This window comes from Acinetobacter shaoyimingii (genome assembly GCF_011578045.1).
In the GTDB taxonomy this organism is placed as follows: Bacteria; Pseudomonadota; Gammaproteobacteria; order Pseudomonadales; family Moraxellaceae; genus Acinetobacter; species Acinetobacter shaoyimingii.
Window position 1 is genome coordinate 2,167,180 of record NZ_CP049801.1, and the last position, 26,551, is coordinate 2,193,730.

General features: G+C 38.3%; 23 protein-coding genes. 10 read left to right on the forward strand and 13 right to left on the reverse strand.

Features of this window, described 5'->3' with window-relative positions:
• Positions 1-64: 64 nt before the first annotated feature.
• The 4 genes from G8E00_RS09725 to G8E00_RS09740 form a co-directional block, all read right to left on the reverse strand.
• Positions 65-334 carry a hypothetical protein gene (locus G8E00_RS09725; protein WP_166009408.1) on the reverse strand — a complete coding sequence of 90 codons (270 nt, stop codon included), beginning with the start codon at positions 332-334 and terminating at the stop codon, positions 65-67.
• Between the two features lie 219 nt (positions 335-553).
• Positions 554-919 (reverse strand): hypothetical protein, encoded by a 366-nt coding sequence (locus G8E00_RS09730; RefSeq protein ID WP_166009406.1) that lies wholly within the window; start codon positions 917-919, stop codon positions 554-556.
• A gap of 169 nt (positions 920-1,088) precedes the next feature.
• Positions 1,089-5,627 (reverse strand): translocation/assembly module TamB domain-containing protein, encoded by a 4,539-nt coding sequence (locus G8E00_RS09735; RefSeq protein WP_166009404.1) that lies wholly within the window; start codon positions 5,625-5,627, stop codon positions 1,089-1,091.
• Between the two features lie 53 nt (positions 5,628-5,680).
• Complete coding sequence (locus G8E00_RS09740) at positions 5,681-8,419, reverse strand: autotransporter assembly complex protein TamA (protein WP_166224166.1); 2,739 nt, start codon at positions 8,417-8,419, stop codon at positions 5,681-5,683.
• Positions 8,420-8,594: 175 nt separating this feature from the next.
• On the opposite strand from G8E00_RS09740, the gene G8E00_RS09745 reads away from it, so the two are divergent.
• Positions 8,595-9,917 (forward strand): MFS transporter, encoded by a 1,323-nt coding sequence (locus G8E00_RS09745; protein ID WP_166224169.1) that lies wholly within the window; start codon positions 8,595-8,597, stop codon positions 9,915-9,917.
• Position 9,918: 1 nt separating this feature from the next.
• On the forward strand, positions 9,919-10,554 hold the full coding sequence (gene coq7 / locus G8E00_RS09750) for a 2-polyprenyl-3-methyl-6-methoxy-1,4-benzoquinone monooxygenase (protein ID WP_166009398.1): 636 nt from the start codon (positions 9,919-9,921) through the stop codon (positions 10,552-10,554).
• Positions 10,555-10,623: 69 nt separating this feature from the next.
• On the opposite strand, the gene G8E00_RS09755 is transcribed toward coq7, so the two are convergent.
• The 7 genes from G8E00_RS09755 to G8E00_RS09785 all read right to left on the reverse strand — a co-directional run bounded on the left by G8E00_RS09755 (position 10,624) and on the right by G8E00_RS09785 (position 16,617).
• Entirely contained in the window at positions 10,624-11,166 is a 543-nt protein-coding gene (locus G8E00_RS09755) for a DUF2799 domain-containing protein (RefSeq protein ID WP_166224172.1), read from the reverse strand.
• Positions 11,167-11,349: 183 nt separating this feature from the next.
• Positions 11,350-12,240: a MaoC/PaaZ C-terminal domain-containing protein gene (locus G8E00_RS09760; RefSeq protein ID WP_166224175.1), complete on the reverse strand. Its 891-nt coding sequence runs from the start codon at positions 12,238-12,240 to the stop codon at positions 11,350-11,352.
• Positions 12,241-12,483: 243 nt separating this feature from the next.
• Positions 12,484-12,930 (reverse strand): 2-amino-4-hydroxy-6-hydroxymethyldihydropteridine diphosphokinase, encoded by a 447-nt coding sequence (locus tag G8E00_RS09765; RefSeq protein ID WP_166224178.1) that lies wholly within the window; start codon positions 12,928-12,930, stop codon positions 12,484-12,486.
• Entirely contained in the window at positions 12,887-13,267 is a 381-nt protein-coding gene (folB, locus tag G8E00_RS09770) for a dihydroneopterin aldolase (protein ID WP_166009390.1), read from the reverse strand. Before folB ends, G8E00_RS09765 begins: the two co-directional genes overlap by 44 nt.
• Positions 13,268-13,388: 121 nt before the next feature.
• Positions 13,389-14,687, reverse strand: coding sequence for an ABC1 kinase family protein (locus G8E00_RS09775; protein WP_166224182.1), 1,299 nt, complete (start codon positions 14,685-14,687; stop codon positions 13,389-13,391).
• 39 nt (positions 14,688-14,726) lie between these two features.
• Positions 14,727-15,470, reverse strand: a complete 744-nt coding sequence (locus G8E00_RS09780) for a HesA/MoeB/ThiF family protein (protein WP_227591418.1) — start codon at positions 15,468-15,470, stop codon at positions 14,727-14,729.
• A gap of 376 nt (positions 15,471-15,846) precedes the next feature.
• Entirely contained in the window at positions 15,847-16,617 is a 771-nt protein-coding gene (locus tag G8E00_RS09785; RefSeq protein ID WP_166224188.1) for a 3-hydroxyacyl-CoA dehydrogenase, read from the reverse strand.
• Positions 16,618-16,995: 378 nt separating this feature from the next.
• Here G8E00_RS09785 and G8E00_RS09790 point away from each other — a divergent pair, with 378 nt between their 5' ends.
• Positions 16,996-17,955, forward strand: coding sequence for an aliphatic sulfonate ABC transporter substrate-binding protein (locus G8E00_RS09790; RefSeq protein ID WP_166224191.1), 960 nt, complete (start codon positions 16,996-16,998; stop codon positions 17,953-17,955).
• Entirely contained in the window at positions 17,952-18,797 is an 846-nt protein-coding gene (locus G8E00_RS09795; protein WP_406741439.1) for an ABC transporter permease, read from the forward strand. The genes G8E00_RS09790 and G8E00_RS09795 overlap by 4 nt, the downstream gene beginning before the upstream one ends.
• A 292-nt stretch (positions 18,798-19,089) precedes the next feature.
• Here G8E00_RS09795 and prmC read toward each other — a convergent pair whose 3' ends face one another.
• A complete protein-coding gene (gene prmC, locus G8E00_RS09800; RefSeq protein ID WP_166009379.1) occupies positions 19,090-19,914 on the reverse strand; it encodes a peptide chain release factor N(5)-glutamine methyltransferase in 825 nt (274 codons plus the stop codon).
• Entirely contained in the window at positions 19,914-21,002 is a 1,089-nt protein-coding gene (gene prfA / locus G8E00_RS09805; protein ID WP_166009377.1) for a peptide chain release factor 1, read from the reverse strand. The genes prmC and prfA overlap by 1 nt, the downstream gene beginning before the upstream one ends.
• A gap of 398 nt (positions 21,003-21,400) precedes the next feature.
• On the opposite strand from prfA, the gene G8E00_RS09810 reads away from it, so the two are divergent.
• The 6 genes from G8E00_RS09810 (at position 21,401) to G8E00_RS09835 (ending at position 26,340) form a co-directional block, all read left to right on the forward strand.
• A complete protein-coding gene (locus tag G8E00_RS09810) occupies positions 21,401-21,814 on the forward strand; it encodes a hypothetical protein (protein WP_166224194.1) in 414 nt (137 codons plus the stop codon).
• 381 nt (positions 21,815-22,195) lie between these two features.
• Positions 22,196-22,651, forward strand: coding sequence for a hypothetical protein (locus tag G8E00_RS09815; RefSeq protein WP_166224197.1), 456 nt, complete (start codon positions 22,196-22,198; stop codon positions 22,649-22,651).
• 162 nt (positions 22,652-22,813) lie between these two features.
• A complete protein-coding gene (locus G8E00_RS09820; RefSeq protein WP_166224200.1) occupies positions 22,814-23,818 on the forward strand; it encodes an LLM class flavin-dependent oxidoreductase in 1,005 nt (334 codons plus the stop codon).
• A gap of 174 nt (positions 23,819-23,992) precedes the next feature.
• Entirely contained in the window at positions 23,993-24,475 is a 483-nt protein-coding gene (gene yiaA / locus G8E00_RS09825; protein WP_166009369.1) for an inner membrane protein YiaA, read from the forward strand.
• Between the two features lie 355 nt (positions 24,476-24,830).
• Positions 24,831-25,760 (forward strand): ferritin-like domain-containing protein, encoded by a 930-nt coding sequence (locus tag G8E00_RS09830; protein WP_166009367.1) that lies wholly within the window; start codon positions 24,831-24,833, stop codon positions 25,758-25,760.
• Positions 25,761-25,776: 16 nt separating this feature from the next.
• The gene (locus G8E00_RS09835; RefSeq protein WP_406741383.1) at positions 25,777-26,340 is read left to right on the forward strand and encodes an NAD(P)/FAD-dependent oxidoreductase; all 564 of its coding nucleotides are present in this window, start codon (positions 25,777-25,779) and stop codon (positions 26,338-26,340) included.
• The last annotated feature ends 211 nt before the right edge of the window (positions 26,341-26,551 follow it).

Sequence of the window (26,551 nt, forward strand, 5' to 3'; positions counted from 1 at the left end):
CTTAAATTGATACAAAAAAAGCAACATCATGTTGCTCTTTTTTTAAAAAAATGAATATACCACCTTAGTGTACTGTGGTTTTTGTTAAATACTCATCTAGCGATTCACGAGTGCCTTCAAAACGGATCTGAATTTCATCTTCATGCATCATACTATGGTCTGTACAAGCAAAACTGATGTGAACTTGATAAATCTTGGCTTTTTCATCAATCACTTCTTTAATCAAGACCCGATCACCCAAACTGAGCACGTAATGGCTACCATTGATGATTGCAACGCGATGTTCATCTTGTAATAACAAGTCTGAATTATGCATATAAGCGACAACTTCCATCATTCTGCTCCTTTTCATCATTATTGTTATATTCAATATTTATATATGCTTTTCGTTTTTTTTGCTATAGATATTTAATATAACGAAACTCAATCCAGATAGTTTTTTGAATATGCCTTGGTTTTAAATCGTTTTTTCCGTTTTATTCATTCTTAACCCATTTTTTAAATTTCAGCAGATATTGAATAACAGCAGATTTGAGCATAAAAAAACCGCTCCTTAGAACGGTTTGTAATCTGGCATCTTTTTAGGATCATGAGGAGTATTTAAACATTCATCAGTGGTTTCCTGTTTAAACTTCAATTGTAATGCTTCGCGATCTGTATTTAATTGATCTTGCGGGTAGGCATATACTCGCTCAATAATTTTATCTACAAAGCCTTTGGTCGTTGCATCGGTCAGTTTTGAAGCATGCTCAATGGCCGCTTCTTTCGTGATCGCATTTTGACGATCTAACATGATTGAACGTGCTGCATTACCAATACTGGTACAGTAACCATGCCACTGCTCTTCAGGGGTTAATGGTTTCTTTTCAGCACAACCTGCCATCATCAACACTGCACTTAGAATAACTAACTTTTTCATTACACTTCTCCTGCTGCCCAATATGATACTGAAAATCACATTGAATAGCAGATTTATTTATATATTCACGGCACCCAATTCAGCTTAAGATTTTGTTCTAGAAAATCATTTTTTTATCAATCAAAACAGAAAAGAGCACTTAAAGTGCCCTCCTCTGTAATGACATAAATTAGAATTTCCAGTTATAGAACACGTCAATCGCTTTTTCCAAAGATTGACTCGCCTCTAAATACAACCGTTTATTCATCTGATAACGCAAAGTCAGTTTATTGACGGGTGTGAATACTCCCACACCGTAACGTAAGAACAAGTCTGGTGTAATATAACCCGTTACACTGACTTGAGTGTCATCACCTGTTCCTTGCGCATCCAAAGCCAAACCGCTTAGACCAAAGCTTTGACCAATCTGATTGGTAAAGGCACGTGTTCCACCTAAGCCCAAACTGATCCCTGCTGCTGCAATGGTATTGTTTACGTCAGATTTAAAGCCTTGTTCGTTGCTTAAACCACTTGAACCTTCATTAATACGACCACTCACCAAAGCATTCATCGCTTCTTGTTTTGATAGTCCTGCATCGTTATAAACATCAATATTTGGATTATTTGCAGTACCCGTAACTCGAACACCAACGATTGAACCCGAAATGGACTTATTGGCATCGACATCCAAAGTAGGATTGGACAATGCACCGTTAAAACGAGCAATCGCGCGATTTAAATCTAAAGATTGCCCATATGCTTCAATTTTCACACGCTGTGCTACACCAATAATACCGTTAGCACGCATTGCCGTTTCTCTACCACGTTGCGTTAAATAAACACGTCCAAGCAAGTTAATTTTACTGTTAAAGCCTTGGAAGATTACTTTGGTTCCGAGTCTTACATCGACATCGGCACGGATATCCCAAGGTTGCGCTGCCTTAAGCAGTGCCAATTGATCATCACCCGCACGAACCACACGTACATCGGCTGAAAGCGGTACAACTGCAGCTGTTGATTCTGGCATTGAAATCAGCGCTTCTGGAACTTCAATTGCACCTTTGACGGTAAGTTTTTTACTATTCGGCCATACATCGAGTGTAATGCCTTCATCGTTTTTATCGACGATTTTTAATTTGGCATCAATGAGCGGTGTTTGGCGTATACGTAAGTTATCACCTTTTAAATCAAGGAAAATATGCGGTTCATCTTTCCACTCAAATTTACCTTTGAGTTTACCTACACCTGCACCGCTATTAAATGCGCCATCAATGGTTCCAGAGTCATTATTGATGGCAGAATACAGTTCAATATTGGTTAAGTTTACAGGCAATGAAATCATGCTCACTGAACCATTTCTAAGTCTTAAATTACCGTTGAAGGAAGGTTTATTCAATGTGCCACCGACTTTACCGGCCACAGACAATACACCATCAATCGAACGTAAATCTGCAATAAATGGTTTTAAAATTTTCAACTGAACTTTATCGAAGGCAACTTCGCCACGCATAGGTTTAGCATCTGAGTATGGATCGATCACCACATTGGCATAACCTGTACCAATATTCGGCGCTTTAAGATCCAGACGCATAAGCAATCCTTCCTGAACACTTTTTGCAATCAGGCTGACTTCTTCATAATCCATGGTAGAGCCGACATCATCAGGATTTTCAGCCGAGATCCCTAATTTTCCTGAACGTGTGACTAATCGTGCATCTAACTTCGGTTTGGTTCCATTTGCCCAAGAGGCTTTTGCATACCCATTAAGCTTACCTGTAATTGCAAAACCTTCTGGCATAAAGGCTTGGAAATCACCCAAATCTAAATTTTGAGTTAAAAATGAGATGTTGCCGTGAGTTTTACTCGCACGAATCGGCTGATCAAAACAAATTTTACTTTGTTTACTCGACCAGCAATGTTGCCCTACATAAACTTCAGATTTTTGACGATTAAAAATGACTGGTGCATTTTGTGCCTGTGTCAGTTTGGCACGCACGGAGTCAAACAAACCATGTTGAATCTGACCAACCCAATCATTTTTTGCATTAAAACCACCAGCCAGCTGAACATAGAATTTTGAATAATAATTCCAACCACGTAAGTACAAGATATGTGCTTTACGAGTCCCTGAAATTGACAATTCACCGAATTGGATCTCACGACCGCCACTGCGTAAGCTATCCATACTGGCAGTCATTTTCGATGTCACAGTGTCAGAAGTGGGTAACTCGCCTTGTAAACTTAATTTTTTAATACTGAATGTATTGTTAAAACCAAAATTGTACACATTCAAATTTGCTGTCGCACTTAACCTTGGACGCGATTGCACATTAATATAACCTTGCGCCTTACCACGAAGTCCAGGATAAATCTCATAAAGTGCTGGTGCATTAATTTTTAAACGTAAATTTTGAGCATTCCCCGTTGCTTGCAATTGGTTCTGAGCAAAGGAAACGAAAAGATTATTGGCTTCAAATTGTTGTGGTAAGAAACCTTTCTGATCATTATTGATCAGTACAGCCAGATTTCCTTGTGCACGTAAAGGCTTTTTATTGATCACACCTGCCAAGTTTAATCGACTGACATTAATTCGTTTAATTTGATCTGACCACAAGCCTTTGCTTTGTAAATTACCCGAAAGCTCACCATTCACATTGGCAACAAAATATTGAGGTTTAAAGCGTACCAATGAAGCATTGATATCCCAACCAATACCTTGGCTTAAATTCAACAAACCACGAGCAGAAATTCGTCCTGCAATACCGTTGTGCTCAAGTTCACTAATATTAATCAGCTCTGGTGTACCTGAAACACGCAGTTTCAGCACTCCGTCCCCTTGAGGTAATTGGCTGGCTTGTAAATGCCCATCATAATTCACACCAAAGCTTTTAAACGCACCACCAGACTTTTCATCATGGAATAAAAGCGCTGCTGTGCTTCGTCCTGTAAGTTTTACAGTTTCAGATTTTGCTTGATTGGCCAGACGACCTGTTAAATTAATTGAATCCAAGACCACAATTTGCTGATTCGGCAAGGCATAACCATTGGCTTTGACTTGACCATTGAGCAAATTAATTGGTGCTGATGCGGTAATAGACTGCGGATTGAAATCTTGGGCATTGAGCAACGCATTCCATTTCAATTGTCGCTTTTCATCAGGAAGCTCAACCACTGCACTGCCATTTAATCCACCTTTAGCCGCACGATATTGGAAAGCTGGAACATTTAAGATATTGCCTTTTAAATCAAGCTTTGCCTCATAATGACCTTCAGGTAAATAGCCTTTTTCATTTTGCTTAACTTGAGTTGCCACTTGGATATCTTGCTGATTTTCAATCAGGGTTAATTTCGCCTCACCTTGATCACTACTTAACCAACCGATATATGGCATTGCACGGTCGATATTTTTCCATGACACATCAAGCAACATCGGTTCAGGTTTTTTAGTTTTTTGCTCTGCCTGATTGAGGGTGACATTCCATGTTTCATATTTGTCAAAATCAAGTGATCCATTGACCGTCATACCTGTTTTGAGGTCACCTGTTGAGGCAATATTGCCATCTAAACTTGGCGGTAGAAAATCACGTATCGCTTGTGGAATAACTTTGTCTTCTGGACTAATTTTATCTAAACGTCCTTTTAAATCCCAATGTACAAAATCTTGCCAGCTCACCACACCGGACACGTTGACCGCACCTTTCATGAGCTGACCATTGAGATTAGAGATATCCAGTTGATTGACTAAATCTGTATGCGCCAATGCCGTGTATTGACCTTCTGGAATATTTTTACCACTAATATCCGTATTGATATCTAGATTTAAACGGTCAATATCTCCTTGGAATTTAGCAATCCCTTTTTTTGACAATAACGCTTGATCAACAAGTAAGGGCCAATGGTAATCTTTAAAATTTAAAGCACCTTTCATCGGCACTCGATCACGTACAGGATGAACCACTACCCAACCTGTCAACAAATCTGGTGTATTTGTCGCTACACCTGCTTTGATCGTATCCAGTGATCCCCGTGCATCTAAATAGATATCTTTAATATTTAAACTTTCTAATGATGGTAAATTGACAATACCTGTCGCATTGAGCGGATATTTTCCTTCAAAATCCATTCGCCCTTTGGCATCTCTGACAGACAAATAGCCCATGTCTAATTTGGTATCTTCAAAGGTCAATTCTGTACCTGACCACAACCCATTTTTTAAAGCGACATCATCAAAATTGACTTGTGTAGTCGAAGTTTGAATAACAAGATGATCTACTTCAGCCTTATCGACCCGCAGTATAAAAGGCAATTTAATCGTGCTGAATTTAAAAGGTTCATTACTTGGAGGAGATTTATTGATAATTCTTAAATTTTTCACATCGGCATGACTTAAATGGACTTCTTTGTCAAAAATCGCGCGCCACCCCAAAGACACATCGGCACGATCAATTTTGACATCGACTGTTTTTAAGCTCACCAGCACATTTTTGAGAATAATCCCTTGCAGTAAATTACCTGCTTCATATTCATATTTAATAATTTGCTGCGCTGATAATGCACGATCAAGTAGAAATTTACTACCTTTATCCGTTGAAAACATCACCGCTAATGCTGCAACAAACAATACAATAAGCATCAGTAGCCACAGTAAAATACTCCGTAGCCACCGTCTCTGCTTTTGCATTTGTTCTGGTGTGTCTTGATCTTTTAAAGGTTCTACTTCATCCGACATAAATATTCCAAATTAAAACTTATTTTTTTCATGAAATCACAATAAATATCAAATTATAACTGTGAACCAATAAAGAAATGCATGCGTATAGGACGATCAGGATCAGAAAGACCAGCCGCTACATCTAAGCGTATAGGTCCAATTGGTGAAGTCCAACGTATACCCAAACCTAAGCTATATTCTGCTGGATTGGAAAAACTTTTATCAAATGCATTTCCATAATCCCCAAAAACGGCGGCTCTCCAACCTTCTTTGAATTGATAATTGTATTCCAAAGTTCCCACTGCCAATGCTTGACCACCAATTTTAAATCCTGAATCTTCAGGAGATAAACTCTTATAATCAAAGCCACGTAAGCTTTGGTCACCACCGGCAAAGAAGCGTAAATTGTATGGAACTTTCTCAAATTCATTGGTAAAAATATAGCCTGCATTTAAACCACCTACAAATTGGTGGTCATTATTTTCACCCAGAGAATATAAAAACTTCCAATTCGCATTGGCAATCACCATATCTGCATCAGATAACAGACTTTTACTGCCTGCCTGAATTTTATAGTTTTGTTTAAAGCCACGTGTTGGATTGACACGGTTATCACTGATAGTTTTGGTGGCTTCATAACCCAATAAAAGTGACTGCTGTTTTGTACTCGCACCAGGTGCAAGAAATGCATCAGGAATATCATCAATATCAATTGGCGCATCCAAATCGCCATCGACCGATACACGGTCTAAACGATAACGTACACCCAAAATATGTTGCCAATCTTTACGTGCACCTTTAATAATGCGGTCAGCCCCCAAAACAGCCGATTCTACGACTAAATCTAAACCGTTCCCCAGTGTGTCACGGCTTTCTCGTTCATAACCTGCAACCAAGCCAAAATAATCATTCAAAGGATGTTTATAGGGAATGTTATAACGGGTATCAATCGATTGACGAATTTGTGATAACTCTAAGTTGGCGTCAAAGGAATGACCACGATCATTGACTATGGCACGACGATACTGACTACGTAATCGAACACCCGTATCTGTTCCATAACCGATACCCGCCTCTAAGCTATTTAATCGATCAGCATTTAAAGTCACAATCACTGGGATTTTTTTATCAGCTCGGGCTTTGTCTTGTAAACTCTCAGTCTCTGTTTGTTTCTGCTTTTGAAGCGCTTGAGCTTCTCGAGCACTCTGGTCCAATTCCTGGTCATTAACGCCTGCAAATTGATTTTCATCTGCAGCAACCTGTTTACCTTGTTCTGTTTCAGGTGCAAGTTTTTTCTTTTCTTTATTTTGTGTGAGTAACGATTCAGAGATATTTTGATCATCGACCAAAGCCTGTAAATCTGGTGGTAACTCTAAAGGTTTATCTATTGGATCAGGTTTTATAGCATCGACCATGGTGTAGTTAAAATAACGGGTATTGGTCAGATTACTTGCCAACACATTCACACGCCAACCAGTGTAATCAGCACCTTCTTTCCAAGGTGCAAGTGTTCTAAGAATTTCTTCACGTATAGGCAATTTTTTCTTAGGATCACTCATACGAAATTCGACATCACCCATTTTATAACGTGAGCCAGTTTCATATTTTAAATTGATATCTGCTTTGTTATCGGGGCGAGCGACCATAACATCGTGCATACGCCAATAACCATCAAAGAATCCGTTATTGGTCGCCGCATCACTTATTTTAGCTTTGGTTTGTTCATAACTACCGTGATTAAAAATATCCCCCGGTTCTTGGTCAGGAAGAACCTTAATCACTTGAAACTGTGCTAATTTTGATCCAGCACCTGTAAAGTCAATATTTTGTTCACGAATCAGCACTGGACTGTTGGGTGTTACTGTCACTTTGACGCCAGAGTCTCCATTCACATTAAATTTGAATTCGGCCTCATAATATCCCACAGCTTGGGCTGCCTGATTGGCCAACGTTCTTAATTGAGGAATTGCTGCTTGCGGATCTGCCTTAAAAGACTCCTCAGGGAAGCTAGACAGTTTTGCTTTAATATTGGCATTTAATAGTTCTGAACCACCCGTTACACTCACTGAAATACGTGGAATTTGAACTCCATTCGCTTTTCGTGGATTTAACTTACCTATGAGTCTTTGAAAGAAATTCTTATCTTTATCTTCTTTAACTTCGCCAATTTCTGAATCATCAATATTTGCGTCTTGTGCAGTTGCAGAGACCTTATTATCAGCTTGAATCTCTTGGATTAGCTGATCAATATTGACTGGTGCCTGTGAAATTGCGGTGAGTTCTGTTTGATTTGCATCACTGACTGCTACTTCTGCTGCTTGAGATATACCTGCACGAAATGCTTCAGCCTCAGCTTTGGCTTGTTCTGCTTCTTGATTAATCTGAGCAGCTAAATTTGGATCGACTGCCGTTTCAGGTAAATTTTCTAATTCATCAAATTGAATGGGTTTAAATTCATTACCCAAACCGACATTACGCTCTTGTTGTTGAAGCATTTTTAAGCTATCAACATGCGTGCCATTTTGTAGCGATTGAACTTTTTCATCAATTTGATCAATTTTATTGTCTGGTAAGCCTTGTTGTTGTGCAGCTTTTACCAATGCTTCTTTATTTTCTTCTGTTGCAACTGGAGCATTACTAGGAGTAAGTGTGACTTCATTTTCTACATTTTCTGCTGCATAGAGTGAAGGTGTAGCAAATACACTCAAAAAAACACTAGCACACAACAATTTATTGATATCATTCGTGTTAAATATATGATGTATACAATGAGCAAGCATTGATTTCTTAAATTTAATTTTTGCAGGCATACCACGCTCTAAAACATATTATGTTTTCAATAGAAAATATCATTTCAATATGATCCTTCATTTTGAATTAAAAATATTTTCATCCGACCTCAGGACCAAAACATGATACATGATTTTAAGGACTTGGTACGCAATCCTCACATTTCTTAATACAAATTCATGAAGTCGGAAGAAGATGGAAAAAAATGAGCAAATATTAGGATCACGTCGCTTTTTACCGATGTTCCTCACCCAGTTTTTCGGTGCTTTGAATGATAATGTCTTTAAACAATCGTTATTATTGGTCATCACTTATGGCTTAATCCAACAACAAGCAGGCAGTGTAAGTACTCTGAACAATCTTGCAGCTTTATTGTTCATTTTGCCCTATTTTATTTTTTCTGCCACAGCAGGTCAAATTGCTGATAAATATGAACGTTCTTCTCTGATCCGTAAAATTAAAATACTCGAAATTGTGATTATGCTGATTGGTACAGCAGGTTTTTTATTGGGTCATTTGTGGTTACTTTTATTTGCCTTATTTTTAATGGGTGTTCACAGTACCTTCTTTGGCCCCATTAAATACGCCATTTTGCCAGAAATTTTAAAGCCTAATGAATTGATGTCCGGCAATGCCTTATTTCAATCTGGTACATCTATTGCGATATTGCTTGGGATGATCTTGGGTGGAACCGTCATTTCCAACTCGCACGGCAATTTACTGTGGATTAGTTTGACAGTAGTGGCGATCGCATTGATTGGCTATATTTGCAGTCGATTTATTTTAAAACAAAAAGTTGCGGCTCCAGATTTGCAAGTCGATTGGAATTTCTTTCGTACCAGTTTTCAAACCTTGAAATACGCTAAAAGTTTACCGCTTATTTTTCTGATTCTATTGGGCAACTCTTGGTATTGGTTCTATGGTGCAACCTATTTGACCCAAATTCCACAACTCACACAGCAAAACCTGCATGCGTCTGAAAATGTTGTGAGTTTACTTTTAACTTTCTTCTCTGTTGGTATTGGTGTCGGTTCATTACTTTGCCGTAAAATTGGTGGTGCAGAAGTCAATATTAAGATGGTGCCCATTGGTGCAATAGGCCTAACCCTGTTTGCCTTTTACTTAGCAGCAAGTTTAGCATTTGTTCCTGAACGTACTGGCGACTTTATTGGCATTGTGGACATGTTTACACTGGGCGCAAGCTATTACCATGTCATGATTGCGGTGACTTTACTCGGGATTAGTGGCGGTTTTTATATTGTTCCCTTATATGCCATGATGCAGGCTTACTCCCCTCGTTCACATCGTGCGCGAGTGGTCGCAGCCAATAACATTTTAAATGCTGTATTCATGGTATCCTCAGCAATATTTTCAATCTTAGTACTGAGTGTACTGAAAATTGATATCAAAATATTGTTTAGCATGACCGCAATTCTGAGCGCTATCTTCTCAATTTGGTTGCTCATGCGTCTTAAGCCTATGCTCAAAACAGAAAAGATCGCTTTGGAGAACGAATAATATGCGTCAATATACGGGTCTAGACAAATTTATCCATTCTTTTGATCAAGCATTGCGAAGCCTTGTACCTGGAACGACATCTGCTCAACGAAATAACCCAGGCAAGGATGCTGAAACACAATTGGCTGTGAGCGAAGCACGTCACGTCGCAGGTTTAATGCGTGTCAATCATAGTGGCGAAGTGTGTGCTCAAGCGCTTTATCATGGGCAAGCCTTAACTGCTAAGCTCCCTCATGTGCGCCAAGAAATGGAATTTGCAGCCATTGAAGAACAAGATCATTTAGCATGGTGTGAAGATCGATTAAAAGAGCTCGATAGTCATACCAGTCTACTGAATCCTGTTTGGTATGGTCTGTCCTTTGGTATGGGTGCAATTGCAGGTATTGCGGGAGATAAATACAGTTTAGGCTTTGTGGCTGAAACTGAACGTCAAGTCAGCATGCATTTACAGCATCACATTAGTCAGTTGCCTTCACAAGATGAACGTTCACGTAAAATTCTGGTACAGATGAACGAAGATGAATTACATCATCGTGATACAGCACTCAATGCAGGTGGTGTCGATTTGCCTGTTCCAGTCAAAATTACCATGACGGCGATTTCGAAATTAATGACCAAAACCAGTTATTACATCTGATTGATTACAATACTCATAACAATAAAAAAGTGGCGCGTAGCCACTTTTTTTTGCACATTGATTTTTTAATCAGAGATTATTTTGACGCTCAAAACGATTAAGACGTCGTAATGCATCATCATAATCATCTTCAACACGTGATTTTTCAGATTTCAACTCACGAATTTTATTGATGTAGAAATTGCGTTTTTCTTGAGTCAGTTTTTTATCAAGCAAATAATCTTGATATTTATCCAATTCTTTTAACACAGAATCACGTTTATTTTTGGCTTGATAATAATCATTTGGAATATCGTAAAAAGGGCGTAAATCTGCTTGCTGATCGACTGGGCAAACGCGATATCCTCCTGAACCTTTCAACGCATACTCATAAATCACATGGGGCTGACAATAATATTTTTGTCCTTGACGATATCCCGACTCATACAAACTCTGGTTGGGCACAATATTCACTTTTGAACAGGCTTTATAATGTTGAGCCAAACGGTTTGGACGTCCCGCTTGACCATCTTTTTCACCAATCTGTTTCCAATTTGCTGTTTGGCACTCTTGTGGAGACAAAGTCGCACATCCACTGATCATCACCATAGCAAACAACGGTATTATTCTCATTAAATTTTTCATATTTTAATCGTATTACAAAAGTCAGCCTAATATTTTAAAGGCTATTTTATAAAATGAAATATAATCGTTTCAAAATTAACAAGATCAAAACATAGTCATTGGCATAAATCATTGTTTTACATCTTTATTATACTTAATTTTAAATATAGTTAACCCGCATATTTATTCGTCTCATTCATAATGTCCGATCATGTGAACTTGATCTTGAGCCCCCAGTAATCTGAACTGTACCTGATTGTCTTGTGATGCAATTTGTACACTTAATTCTGCTGAAGGTAAGGTCACAGGCTTGGTAAATCTGACATCTAAATATTTTATTTCATCGGGTAGACATTCATAGCTTCGAACCAACATCCCAAAACCATGCAGTACCTTATTTTTAAAAGGTGATAACATCCCAACCAGTTTAATCCAGTGAATCGGATTAAAGTCACCTGTTAACATTGCAAACTTTAATCCATCGTGTGCACTTGCCCGCCAATGCCCCACCGTTTTCCATTCAAGCGTTTGTATAGATTTATTTGATTTTGACTTTTTAAAATTTGGTAATAAGAAGGCCATATGAACAATGGTATCTACTAAGTGAGGCTGTTTTTCAGTGCCCGTGGTGATTTTCACCGCAATACGTGCAATTCCTTCTATTTCTTGAATCGATTCTATATTGGCATGTATTTTTAAAGGTGTATCACGCGGTAATTCGCCATAAATATGTAGACTTAAGCCTTGATTGATCACATTGGCAAGCGGATAAACACTTTGTAGAACCAAATCTGATGCAATGGATAATCCCCATTGTGAAACCATATGTGCAGGTAAGGTCGTAAGGTATTTTTCAATCGATGCACCACTCCAGTGAATATAAGCATCGACCAAATCATTTTTGGGTGCAGCAATCACTTTGTCTACTGCAGGAATATCTTTCCAATCCGGTGAGTGTTGCTCAGATTGTGGTGTTTTGAATATTTTAAGTTTAGCGGTTTGAACAGCAACTTGAGCCAATGTTTTATACATATCAAAATGTTCTAACATCAGACGGACTGGGATATTTTGATTATTTTTCATATTGAACGTCCACGTGATTGACGGATCGTGACTCAAGCTAAAAACTGAATCTATTTCTGCATTCAATTAGCTCAATCTGTCTTATCAATATAGATTCCTTTTTGAGACTTATTATGGCTTAAGTTCAAATTTGTTTAAAAATTGAGTCAATTGCTTTAAGTTTTTATAATCAAAATAATGCTTAGGCTATTTTTATGAGCTTTTTATATTCACATTCATATCGCTTGTTCTTACCTATGGGTATTAGATGCAAATACTTTTAAAAATGACTTTTGGAAATGAATGTGGTGCATGTTGAAATAACTCATTTTGCCAAAGATCCCACATTGGAATCTTCACATCCAACGCCAATGGGAGTTTTTTCGGATTAAACTGCATTTGATCTAAATCACTGCCCCAAGCAATTAAATCGATATCTAACGAGATGTGATGAGATGGACGCACACGACCAGATACATTTTCCATCTGCTTTAGACGGCACATAATTTCTTGCTCAGACAGCGTGCTTTTGAGTAAACAACATGCATTCCAGTAATCTGCACCCACACCATCTCTACATGGAATCACGTAGATTGGGGAAAACACAACATCTCCCCACTCAGCAATCTGATGAAATGATGTTTTAAAATGCTGTTCTGGAGATTGATTACTCGCCAGTGCTAGGGCGAAAATCTTTACGGTGTCGTTCAAGACGAATTCCTACTGAATTTGCTTGCGCGATAATGGCAGGCTTACGAATGGTAATCATAATAGATTCAATCGCTGCAAAGGTAGTAAAAAGTGCATTGATCACAAGCTTTGCTGCATGTTCGATCAATTCAGGCTGAGCTTCTTGAATGACTTTGGCTGAAATTTCGCAAATTTCAGCATAATTTAAGGTATCTGCCAAAGCATCAGAATTTGAAGCTTGCTCTAAATCCGTTTGAATCGTCAAATCCAACATCAGCGGTTGAACAATCTGACGTTCCCAATTGAAACAACCCACCACTGTCTCAACTTTTAAGCCTTCAATAATGATGGCATCCATAACTAAACCTTAAATTGAATAATATGATCTGTTCCAGCATGTTCTGAATGAAAAGCAGGAACTTTAAATCCCCTTTTTTAAGAGGATTTAATATTCTTTGTTGTAAATACGCTATAGATGATTAACTTTTTAATGTTGTAGTGACATCAAAAGGCTGAAGCATTTGTAAGCGTTGATCTGCATAAATATCGGTATATGGCGCCAAAATACGCATAAAACGATCGAAATACAGCATCTGCTTAAATAATAAAGCAAAATCACGTGGGAATCGAATACCGTGACGCTCACCAACACCCACAATATCCATCATAATATCGTTTAAATCAGCAGGATTGGTCGAGAGTATTTGTTGTGGATCTGACATCAACACACCGCTAAATAAGCGCTCTAAATCTTGAGCCAGAACTTGAGTATCGACTTTCTTATCCGTCATACCCATTTTCAACATGTTGTCTGCCATAGCGGCATAATCGGTTTTTTGTAATGCGTCCATAAAGGCAAGACTCGCCTGCCAGACTTCAGGATTCAACTGGCCGACAATACCAAAATCGATGAAACCAATGCGTCCATCTTCAAGTAGCATCAAGTTTCCTGCATGTAAATCTGCATGGAAACTTTTACATACCATTAAACTACCAAACCATGTATTCATGGCAGTAATCAGCACTTGTGATGGATCTTTAGCGACTTTTTTCACTACATCGAAATCTGTTAAAGGTACGCCATAAAAACGTTCCATCGTTAAGACACGACGGGTTGAAAAATGATGATAGACCTTCGGTGCAGTAGCTTGGGTATTTTGGGTAAGATGCAAATAATTGACGAAGTCATCTAAATTTTGAGCTTCTTCAATAAAATCAACTTCACGCACCATACGGGTTTTAATTTCTTCAACAATATCAGCCAAAGATGCAAACTTCACTTTAGGTACAGCTTTTTCTAAAATTTTGGTTGCCCAATGCAAAACGCTTAAATCGGTATAAAGAATGGTTTCAACACCTGGTTTTTGCACTTTAATGACCACATCTTCACCCGTGACCAGTTTCGCCGCATGTACTTGAGCAATAGATGCTGAAGCCAAAGGTGTTTCATCAATCGATGCAAAAATTTCGCCTAAATCACGTCCTGCAAATTCAGATGCTAAAACCCCTTGAACATAACTAAAATGCAAGCTTGGTGTTTGATCTAAACAGCCCTGAAATTCTTCGACGTATTCACGTGGGAAAAGTGATGGTGTACTGGCAATAAATTGTCCCAGTTTGATATACGTTGAACCAAGTGATTCAAAAGTTTCACGCATAAGCTTGGCGTTACTTGGTTTTTCTGTTGCGTATTTGATCCCTGCTTTTGCAGCAATCACGGCTGTCTCACCCACACGGGCAACTGAACGTAGTCCATCTAACCAAATATTGTTTTTCATAATGTCTGAATAGAATTAAATTTGTTTGAGTGTAGCAAATTAAACATCATTTGCGGGTGGTCTTGCCTGACAGATTGGACAATCTGTAGCAGTTTCGAAAGCTAAAATTCGTTGTTTCATTGTTAAACCATCCCAAATCAACAGTTTTTCTCTGAGTGGCATTTGTTGTAACCCTAAGTACAAAAGCGCATGATGGGCTTGTAAACTCGCCATAACAGATGGAGTGGTTGCTAAAACACCCGATTCAGCACAATTTTGTTGTTCTGAACTATCGCTCTGTGGAAATAGACATTCATAGCAGGCTGAATCACCTTCGACCATCAACAATTGACCTGTAAAACCAATGGCTGAGGCACTAATTAAAGCAACATTTAATTTTTTACAGTTTTGATTCACCAAATAACGAGTAGCAAAATTATCACAGCCGTCCAAAACCAAATCCTGAGCGCTGATCAGGCTAGCTGCATTGTCTTGAGTCAAATGATCAATATATAGATCAACCTCAATATGCGGATTGATTTGATATAAGCGTTTTGCCAAAATATCAGCTTTATAAAATCCAATATCTTGTGCGGTAAATCCAATCTGGCGTTGCAGATTACTCATTTCAATTGTATCAGGATCTATTAAAGTAATTTGTCCGATACCTGCACGTGCCAAAAGCTCTGCCGTCGTACAGCCAATGCCGCCACAACCAACAATCAATACATTAGAAAGCTTAAGCTTTTCTTGTGCATCCATGTCCCAGCCATCCAATAAAATTTGACGGGAATAGAGATGCATTTCAGCTTCGGAGAGTTCATCAGTAACATCAAAATGAGACAAAGTGGCAAAGTCCAATTGATTAAATTCCCTCAAGTATAAATAACATGGCCTTGAGTTAAAGCCTTTTTTCATCCTTAATTTACTAGATGAAATAACGACTCTCCGACCAATAGAAAATATGTGCAAATGACAGTGAAATTACATTGTAATTACATTTGACTTTTCGAGATGTTTAAATGTTAACGCTATTTATATAAATATATTATTCAAAAATATTCTGCTCTTTTCTAAAAGTGCTTAACTTCCATACTAGGATAAACCATATAGATTACTTTATTCATAAAAAAGACTGTTGAATTTCAACAGTCTTTTAGCAACTTAATCAAGGAAAATATTATTTTGGCGCCATTCGAATTGCACCATCTAAACGGATGACCTCACCATTTAAATATTGATTTTCAATAATATGACCCACCAAATGTGCAAATTCTTCTGGTCGCGCTAAACGTGGTGGAAATGGCACCATCTGCCCTAAAGCATCTTGAACATTTTGTGGCAGTCCTTTTAACATTGGCGTTTCCATGATACCTGGCGCAATGGTCATCACACGAATTGCTTCACGTGATAGTTCACGTGCTAATGGCAACGTCATTGCAACCACAGCACCTTTCGATGCCGAATATGCCGATTGGCCAATTTGACCATCAAAGGCTGCGACTGAAGCCGTGTTCACAATCACGCCACGTTCTTCTTCGCCATTTTTCATTTCATATTTAGCAATGATTTGAGCAGCAAAACGGAGCATGTTGAATGTTCCAGTTACATTAATATTCAGTACTTTTTGGAACAATGCCAGTTCATGAATCCCATCTCGGCCTAAAACTTTGGCTGAAGGTCCAATCCCTGCACAGTTGATTAGACCATTTAGCTGTCCATACTCTTGTTCTACTTTTTGAAAAAATGCCTCTACTGCAGATTCATCGGTCACATCCAATTGAACAAATTGTGAATGTTCGCCTAGACGTCGTTGTAATTCTTCTCCCAGTGCATGATTCATATCGACCATAATCACTTTAGCGCCCTGACCGATTAAGTGTGTTGCTGTTGCTGCACCCAAGCCAGAAGCTCCACCAGTCACAACAAAGACTTTTCCTTGAATTTTCATTTTTTCATCCACTGTTTTGATTTATTTATACCCATTTGAAATATATTGAAGATTCCGTTCTACAACAAGTACAGATCTGCTAAATTACACAAATTAGTCTTAAATTAATCCAGTCTTTTACTGGTAAATTTCAACTAATATCACTTTTAATTTTTTATTTTATCAACAACTTAATCATAAATATGATAATTAAACATTTAATTATTATAAGTCAAAAATGCATTTCCATATGATAAATTAATTAATTTAAATCAATAATTTAAATAAAAAAATTAAACATTTTCTGTTTTTTGATTTAGTTATATGTTTTTGTTTTTTGCTTAGCTATCATCTTTTCCTTAAAAATCAGATTATTATTTTATTGTTTTGATTTTTGCCATGAAAACCATTTCTAAACTTGCTGTTTCAATATTCGCGCTAAGCGCAGTTTCATCCGCTACGCTTGCAGACATTCCTAAAGCGTTGTCACTCGATTACGCTTATTATGCACCAACAAGCCTCGTGGTACGCGAGCAAAAACTATTGGAAAAGGCTTTACCTAAAACACAAATTAAGTGGGTATTTAGCCAAGGGAGTAACCGCTCACTTGAGTATTTAAATAGTGGCAGCGTTGACTTTGCATCAACTGCTGGTCTAGCAGCAGTTTTAAGCCGAGCCAATGGCAGTCCAATTAAAACCGTTTATGTTCAAAGTCAGCCTGAATGGACAGCACTTGTTGTAGCAAAAAATTCCCCAATTAAATCACTCAAAGATTTAAAAGGTAAAAAGATTGCGGCAACCAAAGGGACAGACCCTTTCTTGTTTACCCTTCAAGCTTTAGATACGGTAAGTCTAGGAAAGCGTGATGTACAATTGGTCCATTTACAACATCCAGATGGTAAAACAGCCCTTGAACGTGGTCAGGTCGATGCTTGGGCTGGCTTAGATCCACTCATGGCTGCTGCTCAGGTTCAGTCCGGTGCAAAATTGCTCTATCGTAATGTAAAATTTAATAGCTATAGTGTACTGAGTGTCAAAGAAAAATTTGCTCAACAAAGCCCAGAAGCCGTTGATGCCGTGATTAAAGCCTATGAGCAGGCCCGTAAATGGGCAAAGGCCAATCCAGAAAAACTGGCTGAACTCTTAGCACGTGAATCTAAGCTTCCATTGGACGTTGCAAAATTACAACTCAGTCGCACTAACTTTGAACAAAACATCCCCTCAAAACAGCATATTACTGCTTTAAAAAATTCAGCGAATATTCTGGTTGAGGAAGAATTGGTACGTAAAGGAACCAATGTTACGACTGTTGTTGATCAACTTTTTGATGCCAAATATGCACAAAAGGCTGTGAAATGAAGATGACTTCTCCAGCAATTATGGAAAAGACAAAATCCGATGGTTTAGATTTACCGATAGAGAAAAAGGAAAAATCACCAATTTCTCTTCAAATTAAAAGTTGGATTAAGGCAATTACACTTCCCATCATTGCCTTAGTTCTATGTGAATATTTAGTCCGCACTGGTCATATTGAAGCCTATCTGTTGCCAGCACCTTCAAGTTTATGGGCATCATTGGTTGAACTTGCTCAAGGTGATTTATGGCAACATGTATATACCAGTACATGGCGTGTATTTTTAGGCTTTTTTATTGGTAGTGGCTTAGGCTTACTATTTGCAATTTTTGTCGGATTAAATAAACAGGCAGAAGAATTTCTTGAACCGAGTTTTTCAGCAATCAAATCTATTCCGAGTTTGGCATGGATTCCTTTATTACTGCTTTGGTTTGGTATTGATGAAACATCGAAAATCATACTCATTGCGATTGGGGCATTCTTTCCAACCTACACCAATACCGTTGCAGCCATACATGGGGTGGATCGCAAACTCATTGAAGTGGCTCAAGTTTATCGTTTGAACTATTTAGCGACTGTAAAGCATGTCATTTTACCTGCTGCATCACCTGGCATTTTAACAGGCTTAAGAAACAGTTTAAGTCTGTCATGGATGTTTATGATTGCGGCAGAACTGATTGCTGCCACGCAAGGAATTGGCTATATGCTCAGTGATGGTCGAGAAACTTCAAGACCAGACATTGTGATTATTGCGATTATTTTACTGGCGGTATTGGGTAAAATTACTGATCAAATCATGAAGCTCTTTGAGACTTGGTTGTTACGCTGGCGTGATACGGTGAAATAATCTTAGAGTGATCTAAATTTTAAAGTGATCTAAACCATAAAGTGCTTGATGCACTTTATGGTTAAATATGAGTATTTACACTTTCCTTTAGTCTTAAATCCATCTTTGGTCGTCGTTTTGAATCATTTACACAGCCTACGTACAAGATCAATTGTTATGACAAAAAAAAGCAATTGCCCCCACTTGATGAAGCAATCGCTTTTAAAAAGTCACTTTTATAGATGAAGCTTTTTGATGTTCAGATTTTCTGTCAATTAAAACTAACAATAACTTTTAACATCAGAACTGAAAATTAAGCGGTCTTCAGCTGAGCTAAAGTCACACGATCATTTCCACCATAATCTTTGACAGTTCGAACTGAACTAAAACCATATTTTTTAAATAGTTGCTGTACAGCTTCAGCCTGATCATAACCATGCTCAAGTACAACCCAACCATCTTTAGTCAACCATTTTCGACCATGTTGAATAATCAGCATGATATCTGCCAACCCACGATGCTCTGCAACCAATGCACGACGAGGTTCTGTTGCTAAGTCTTGCATATGCTCATCATCAGCATCGATATAAGGTGGATTCGATACAATGGCATCAAAATATTGATTACGCTCTAAAGCATCAAACCAAGATCCTAAAGCGAATTTCACCTGTGTTAGATCATGCTTTTCAGCATTAAATTGTGCTACATCCAGTGTAGGTGCATAAATGTCAGTCGCTGTAACAGACCAATCAGCACGCTCACTGGCTAATGACAATGCTACAGCACCCGTTCCTGTACCTAAATCCACAATTCGTGCATCTTTAGGTAAATCTAGATGCAAAACTGTTTCCACCAAAACTTCAGTATCAGGCCGAGGTACAAGCGTATCTTGAGTGACCTTTAAATCAAGCGTCCAAAAAGGTTGAGAACCTGTGACATATGCCAAAGGTTCACCTGCTTGAATACGTTTTAAACCATCTACATATGCCTGCTCTTGTTCAGCTGTAAGTTCTTGATCTTTTTTCATGATCAAATCAAAAGAATCAATCTTGGTGATATGTTCGAGCAACCAAGCATTTTCTTGGCGCTCATAACTTTCAGGTTCACCACGGAAGGCCAAAGCCTGTGCAATATTCATTAACCACCGTTCTGCGTAGCAAGCATAGCCAACTGATCTGCTTGATATTCACGATGCAAACTGTCTAAAAGCTCAGTCAAATCACCTTCCATAACAGCATCTAACTTATACAACGTTAAGTTAATACGATGATCCGTCATACGACCTTGCGGATAATTATAAGTACGAATACGTTCTGAACGATCACCCGAACCCACCAAGTCACGGCGCATTTCAGAAGTCGCAGCATCAGCAGCAGCACGTTTGGCATTTTCTAAACGAGAAGCAAGTAAAGCCATGGCTTTCGCTTTATTTTTGTGCTGAGAACGTTCATCCTGACATTCAACCACTGTTCCAGTCGGAATATGGGTAATACGCACTGCCGAATCTGTTTTGTTAATGTGCTGACCACCCGCACCTGATGCACGGTAAGTATCAATACGCAAATCAGATGCATTAATTTCAACAGATGTATCGACATCTATCTCAGGCAAAATTGCTACTGTGCATGCTGAAGTATGTACACGACCTTGTGATTCTGTTGCAGGTACACGTTGCACACGGTGTGCGCCACTTTCAAATTTCAAGCGACCATATACCCCTTCACCATTGATTAGGCAGATCACTTCTTTATAGCCACCGTGTTCGCCTTCATTCTCAGACAAGACTTCAATACGCCACCCTTGAGTTTCAGCGTACTTCGAATACATACGATATAAGTCACCTGAGAAAATCGCAGCCTCATCACCGCCAGTTCCAGCACGAATTTCTAAATAGGCAGAATTGGCATCATTCGGGTCTTTCGGGATCATCAAGATATTTAAATCTGCTTCAAGCTGAGCAAGTAAAGCTTTGTTTTCTTGAATCTCTTCTTGTGCCATTTCCTTGAAATCAGGATCTGACAACATTGCCTCAGCAGTAATAATGTCTTGTTCCGCTTGTACAAACTTTTTCCAAACGGTTGTAATCTCAGTTAAATCATTATGCTCACGTGATAAATTACGAAAGCGTTTATTATCTGAAATAACTTCAATATCTGCCAATAAAGCATTTAATTCTTCATGTCGATCACACAGCTGATCTAATCGTAAACGTAACGATTCTTTCATTTTAAATAAGATCTCAAGCTAGACTTAAACCATTGCGATAACACACGAATGGATAAGCAAATTTTAATTGCCCATAGTGTAACGAGTCTTAGAGTCAAATGACACATCTACCGATCATTCTATTGACATCCCATTACAAGCAATTGAAAGGGTGTTAACTCATTTTTTACTTTTAGATGATGTCAGACAACAGCATGATTTATTTTGGCTTCTTCATTATTTCTCCATATTGTTAAGCCAATTGAGTGCTTGTTCACCACTTTTTAATATAAAACGAACATCGAGATACCAAACGATAAAACTCTAGTGAAACATCTCCACATTTCATGGAAAAATTTTTGTTACATTTGTCTCATCCGAAAAATTGAATTTGTCCATCATAGGGACATGGAGTGACCATGAAACTGAATGCTTTATTCATCAGTGCAACATTAGCCGCGGCATCTATGCTGACTGCAAATGCACATGCAGACAACTCAACTCGTGTTGCTTTAACTTCTGCATTAGGAAGTGTTGCAGGTACAGCCGTTGGTAAGCAAATGGGTGGTAATACGGGTGCAATGATCGGCTCTGCTGTCGGTGGTGCTGGTGGTGCTGCTGTTTCATCAAATCGACGTGACCGTACTGGCGCTGCAATTGGTGGTGGCTTAGGTGGTGTGGGTGGCTATACTGTGGGTAAAAACATGGGTGGTAGCAATGGTGGCTATATTGGTTCAGCCTTAGGTGCTGCTGGTGGTGCTGTACTTGGTAAAAAAGTGAGCCAAGATCGCCATGCTGATCAACGTAAATACAGAAAGCATCGTCGTCGTTAATCTCGAATTGATGAAGATTGATTATTTAACGTCGTTTTTCTTAACTTAGTTTTTTGAGTTGCCTTTTTTACTCAGCACCTTCGGGTGCTTTTTTTTTTATATTTTAATCATTACATATCTTTTCGCTATAGATGAAAGCAGCAAAGTAGGTTGTGAGTCTGTATCAAGATGCTCACCGATTTAATATGTTTTTCGCTTATGAAGATCTCATCCAATAAATAATCAAAACCCCTAATGTGAACACGATCACACTGTAACAAAATATGAATAAATTAAGGAGTCATTTTCTACAATTGCATTACGTCTTATCCATGATATTTGCAGTTTTAGACCTTAAATTGAATATCAAGATAAAACAAAGCTTCAAATGAGGAGTTTGACATGAAAATGAATTCAATGATTTTAGCAACATTGGTTGCAACTTCTGCTTTAACAATGACAAATACACAAGCAGGCAATTCAACCAATACAGCACTCACTTCAGCACTAGGTGGTGTTGTCGGTGCCGCAATTGGTAAACAAATGGGTGGCAATACGGGTGCCATGATTGGTTCTGCTATCGGCGGTGGCGCAGGTGCTGGTGTTGCAGCGAATAAACGTGATCGTAATGGTGCGATTATCGGCGGTGCCTTAGGTGGTGCTGGTGGTTATACTGTAGGACGTAATATGGGTGGAACCAATGGCGGTTATATTGGTTCAGCGATTGGTTCTGCAGGTGGTGCAGTTTTAGGTAAAAAAGTCAGTGAAGATCGTCGCTATGAGGATCGCTACGACCGTCGTGGCAATTACCGTAACAATCGTTATAACAATGGTCGTTATTCTAGCTGGAATCGCTAATTTATCCTTTGCTTTTCATTTAAGCACCTTCGGGTGCTTTTTTTGTTTTTACACCTAACAGCCTCATAGTTTGATTCTGGCTTTTACTTATATCGGTTTTTTTCGATATACAAATATGATTTATGATCGTATGATTTAGACATATTTCTAGCGAGTATGATCATGGGTACATTACAAGAAACCAAATTTTCTGTATTAGAACTTGCCCCAGTGCGAGATGATAAAACCGTCGAGTTTTCTTTAAAGCACGCCTTGGAACTGGCACAACACATTGAAAAGCTAGGCTATGACCGTCTTTGGCTTGCAGAACATCACAACATGGATGGCATTGCCAGCTCTGCGACAGCAGTATTATTGGGTTATCTTTTGGCAAATACTTCCACTTTACGTGTAGGTTCAGGCGGTATTATGTTGCCAAACCATGCGCCACTTGTTGTGGCTGAACAATTTGGAACTTTAGCAACCCTATATCCAAATCGAGTTGAACTCGGTCTGGGGCGTGCCCCTGGCACAGATCAAATGACCATGCGTGCTCTGCGTCGTGGTCGACAAGAAACTGAAGATCAATTTCCACATGATGTGCTTGAAATTTTAAGTTATTTTGATGATGCCAAACCTCAGCAAAGAATTACTGCTACACCAGGCCAAGGTACACACGTTCCTGTTTGGTTATTAGGATCCAGTTTGTTCAGTGCCCAATTGGCGGCAAAATTAGGTCTACCCTATTCTTTTGCATCACATTTTGCACCGCGTATGTTGGGACAAGCCATTCAGCTGTATCGTGAAAATTTCCAACCTTCTGAGTATTTAAAACAACCCTATGTTTCGATGGGTGTACCCACTGTAGTCGCTGAAACTGATGCAGAAGCAGAATACTTAGCGACCAGTGCATACCAGCGTGTACTTGGTTTAATGCGTGGACATAGCCTAAAACTTAAACCACCAGTCGAGAGTATGGAAGGATTATGGAATGCCGCTGAAAAAATGTCAGTCGATAATTTTTATGCCATGGCACAAATCGGCTCCAAAGCCACTGTAAAAGCTGGATTGAAAAGCCTATTAGAGCGATATGAGGTGGATGAATTTATTTTCACCTGTGATATTTATGACACTGAAAAAAGAATTCAAAACTTTGATTTGCTCATGCAAATTAAAAAAGAAATCTAGGCTAAATAAACACGAGCGCCCTCCATCAAATACTTACACCCGAAACATTTAAGTTTCGGGTTTTTTATTGGATTTTTTTGAAAAAATATTTTTTGTTGCACAAGCATGACTGACATGCATAATAGAATTAATAAAAAATTAGAAAAATATCAAAAACCTACAAAGGGATTTATCATGAACCACTTTATCAACAAACCTTCATCTGCCTTTATTGCTGCAAGTTGGGTCGCATTATTGATTGGGGCTTCGGCTTATTTCATTGGTTTATTTAATGCACAAATGCTTTTGAATGAAAAAGGCTATTATCTGGTGATTATCCTTTACGGCTTATTTTCAGCTGTATCACTGCAAAAAGTGGTCCGAGACCGTTTAGAAGGCTTGGCTGTCACACAAATTTATTATGGATTATGTTGGGCATCCAGCGTGATTTGTGTGGTTTTGCTGGCGATTGGTCTTTGGAATGCAACACTAACTTTAAGTGAAAAAGGCTTCTATATGATGGCTTTTTTACTCAGTTTGTTTGGTGCAGTCGCTGTACAGAAGAATATTCGTGATTTGGAATATTATCGCAAATTCAATCAACCACCAGAATTAGGCAATTATAATTTTAAATCTTTAGCTGATGATTCGAATGCTTCTGATAAAGAAGAAACATAATATTTTCTGCTCCGACATGACAACAGATCTATTCCATGAATAGCTGTTGTCTATTCTTAATATCTGCTGTTTATGTTTTTTTAAAGGCGCTCACCTAAGCGATGATCCACACCATCACATCTCAATGTTGAACATCAAAATAAAACGGCTTGGAAAATAACTCATTAAAAGATATATCCTTGTCCTGAAATGACATACATACATTTTAAAATCAAACATTTACAATTATTTTCAATATAAAATCAATCATTTAAAAATTGGCATTTTTGATCCTATCATTTTAAGCATTTATGCAAACTCAATCACATTTATTTACCATAAAATCGATAAAGTTTCTCTTCTTAAGGCATCAAAGATGGCTACAATCGATTTAGAAAAAATGCTCGAAAAAGTCAAAAACACCCAATGGACCCTTTCCGATATCGACTGGGATGGACCTGGTCGAGAACTTATTACAGAAGAACAATGGCCAAAACTTAAAGATTTTATGGCGGATTTAATGTGGATTGAACATGTCGGCGCTCGCGCATTTTCAGCCATGTCAAAAAAAGCACCCAATGAGACACTTCGTGAAATGTATGCCATTTTCCATGCCGAAGAACAACGTCATGCTAATGCTGAAATGGCTTTGATGAAACGTTGGGGGATGCTCGAAGGTGATATTCCTAAACCAAATAAAAACTTACGATTGATTATTGAATGGTTAGATACCTACGCAGACGATATGCCCTTTTATATCTTAGGCGCAGTGATTCCGATGCTTGAAGTTGCACTTGATGGTGCATTATGCACTTTTTTACTTGATACTGTTGATGATCCTGTGTGTCATCAAGCATTTCAACTGATTAATGGCGATGAAGCTCGACATTTGGGTGTTGGTTTTAGCGTGATGGAAGCCCAAGGATTCAATAAAACCTTCATTCAATTGGCACAAATGGCAGGTCGTGTATTGGATCCAAGGATGATTTTAGGCATTTTAGCTTACCTGCCACTGCTCAATAAAATGCGTGATAATGTGATCAAACTGGGTTTACCTGAAGAAAAACTTTATCAGGCCATGAACAAATTTGAACGTATTGCAGGCAGAACAGTTGAAGGACGGCGCAATCCTTGGTTCCAAATTATTAATCGCCATGCACGTATCATGATCAACAGAAAAAATAAGTTCTATCACACACCTGTAGATCAGATGGTGAAAATGACTGACAAGATTCCAGAAAAGTCTTTACCTGAAGTCCCATCTTGGATATATGAATTAACAGCAGATCCAACTGCAATGCACTAAAACAAAAAAGGACAGCATGATGGCTACAAAAAAACTCAACCAGGATGGTATTTTTCAGAATAATGCAGCTTACTTTAAACATTACCAAGGTACGATTTTACCCTCTGAAAATATTAAATATTTTGATTTTTCTGATTTAAATATTGCTGTCATAGGCATGAATCAAATGGTCGCAACCCATTTAGATCTCATCTGCCAGAAAGCACAGTTTGTCAAAGTCTTTCAAATGAGTCCTCATTTTGTTCTTCCTCATACAGAACGAGGTATTAACCGATTAATATCGCACCCCTTGATCATTAAAAATCGCAGACTATTCAACCAACGCGTAAAATCATTACTTGCCATTCGTTATCTAGATTCGCAAGTTCAAGATAATTGGTTGAAACGCCAGCTTATGCCGAACTCTGCAGCGGACAAAAAAGTATTTTTTAAATCGGATACCTACTACACGGCGCTTCAACGTGATAATTGCAAACTCATCACCTGGCCGATTGTAAAAATTAATCAAAATGCCATTCAAAGTATGGAAGGTGTCGAACATATCGTGGATGTGATTATTAGCACCTATGACCAAGATTAGATCGTGAAAATATTAGGGGCTAACTTTTTTAGGATCCATTAAAATGCGAAAAAAATGCTGTGTATCATAAAAAATCTTTGTCATCGCAGCCATCTTTAAAATTGCAACAGACGCAAATTTCAATTTGATTTAAAAGACAAAAAATATTTTCATATGTGATGATAAGATGTTTAGGAATACAACTGAGCATTACATGTTCATCTATGAAATA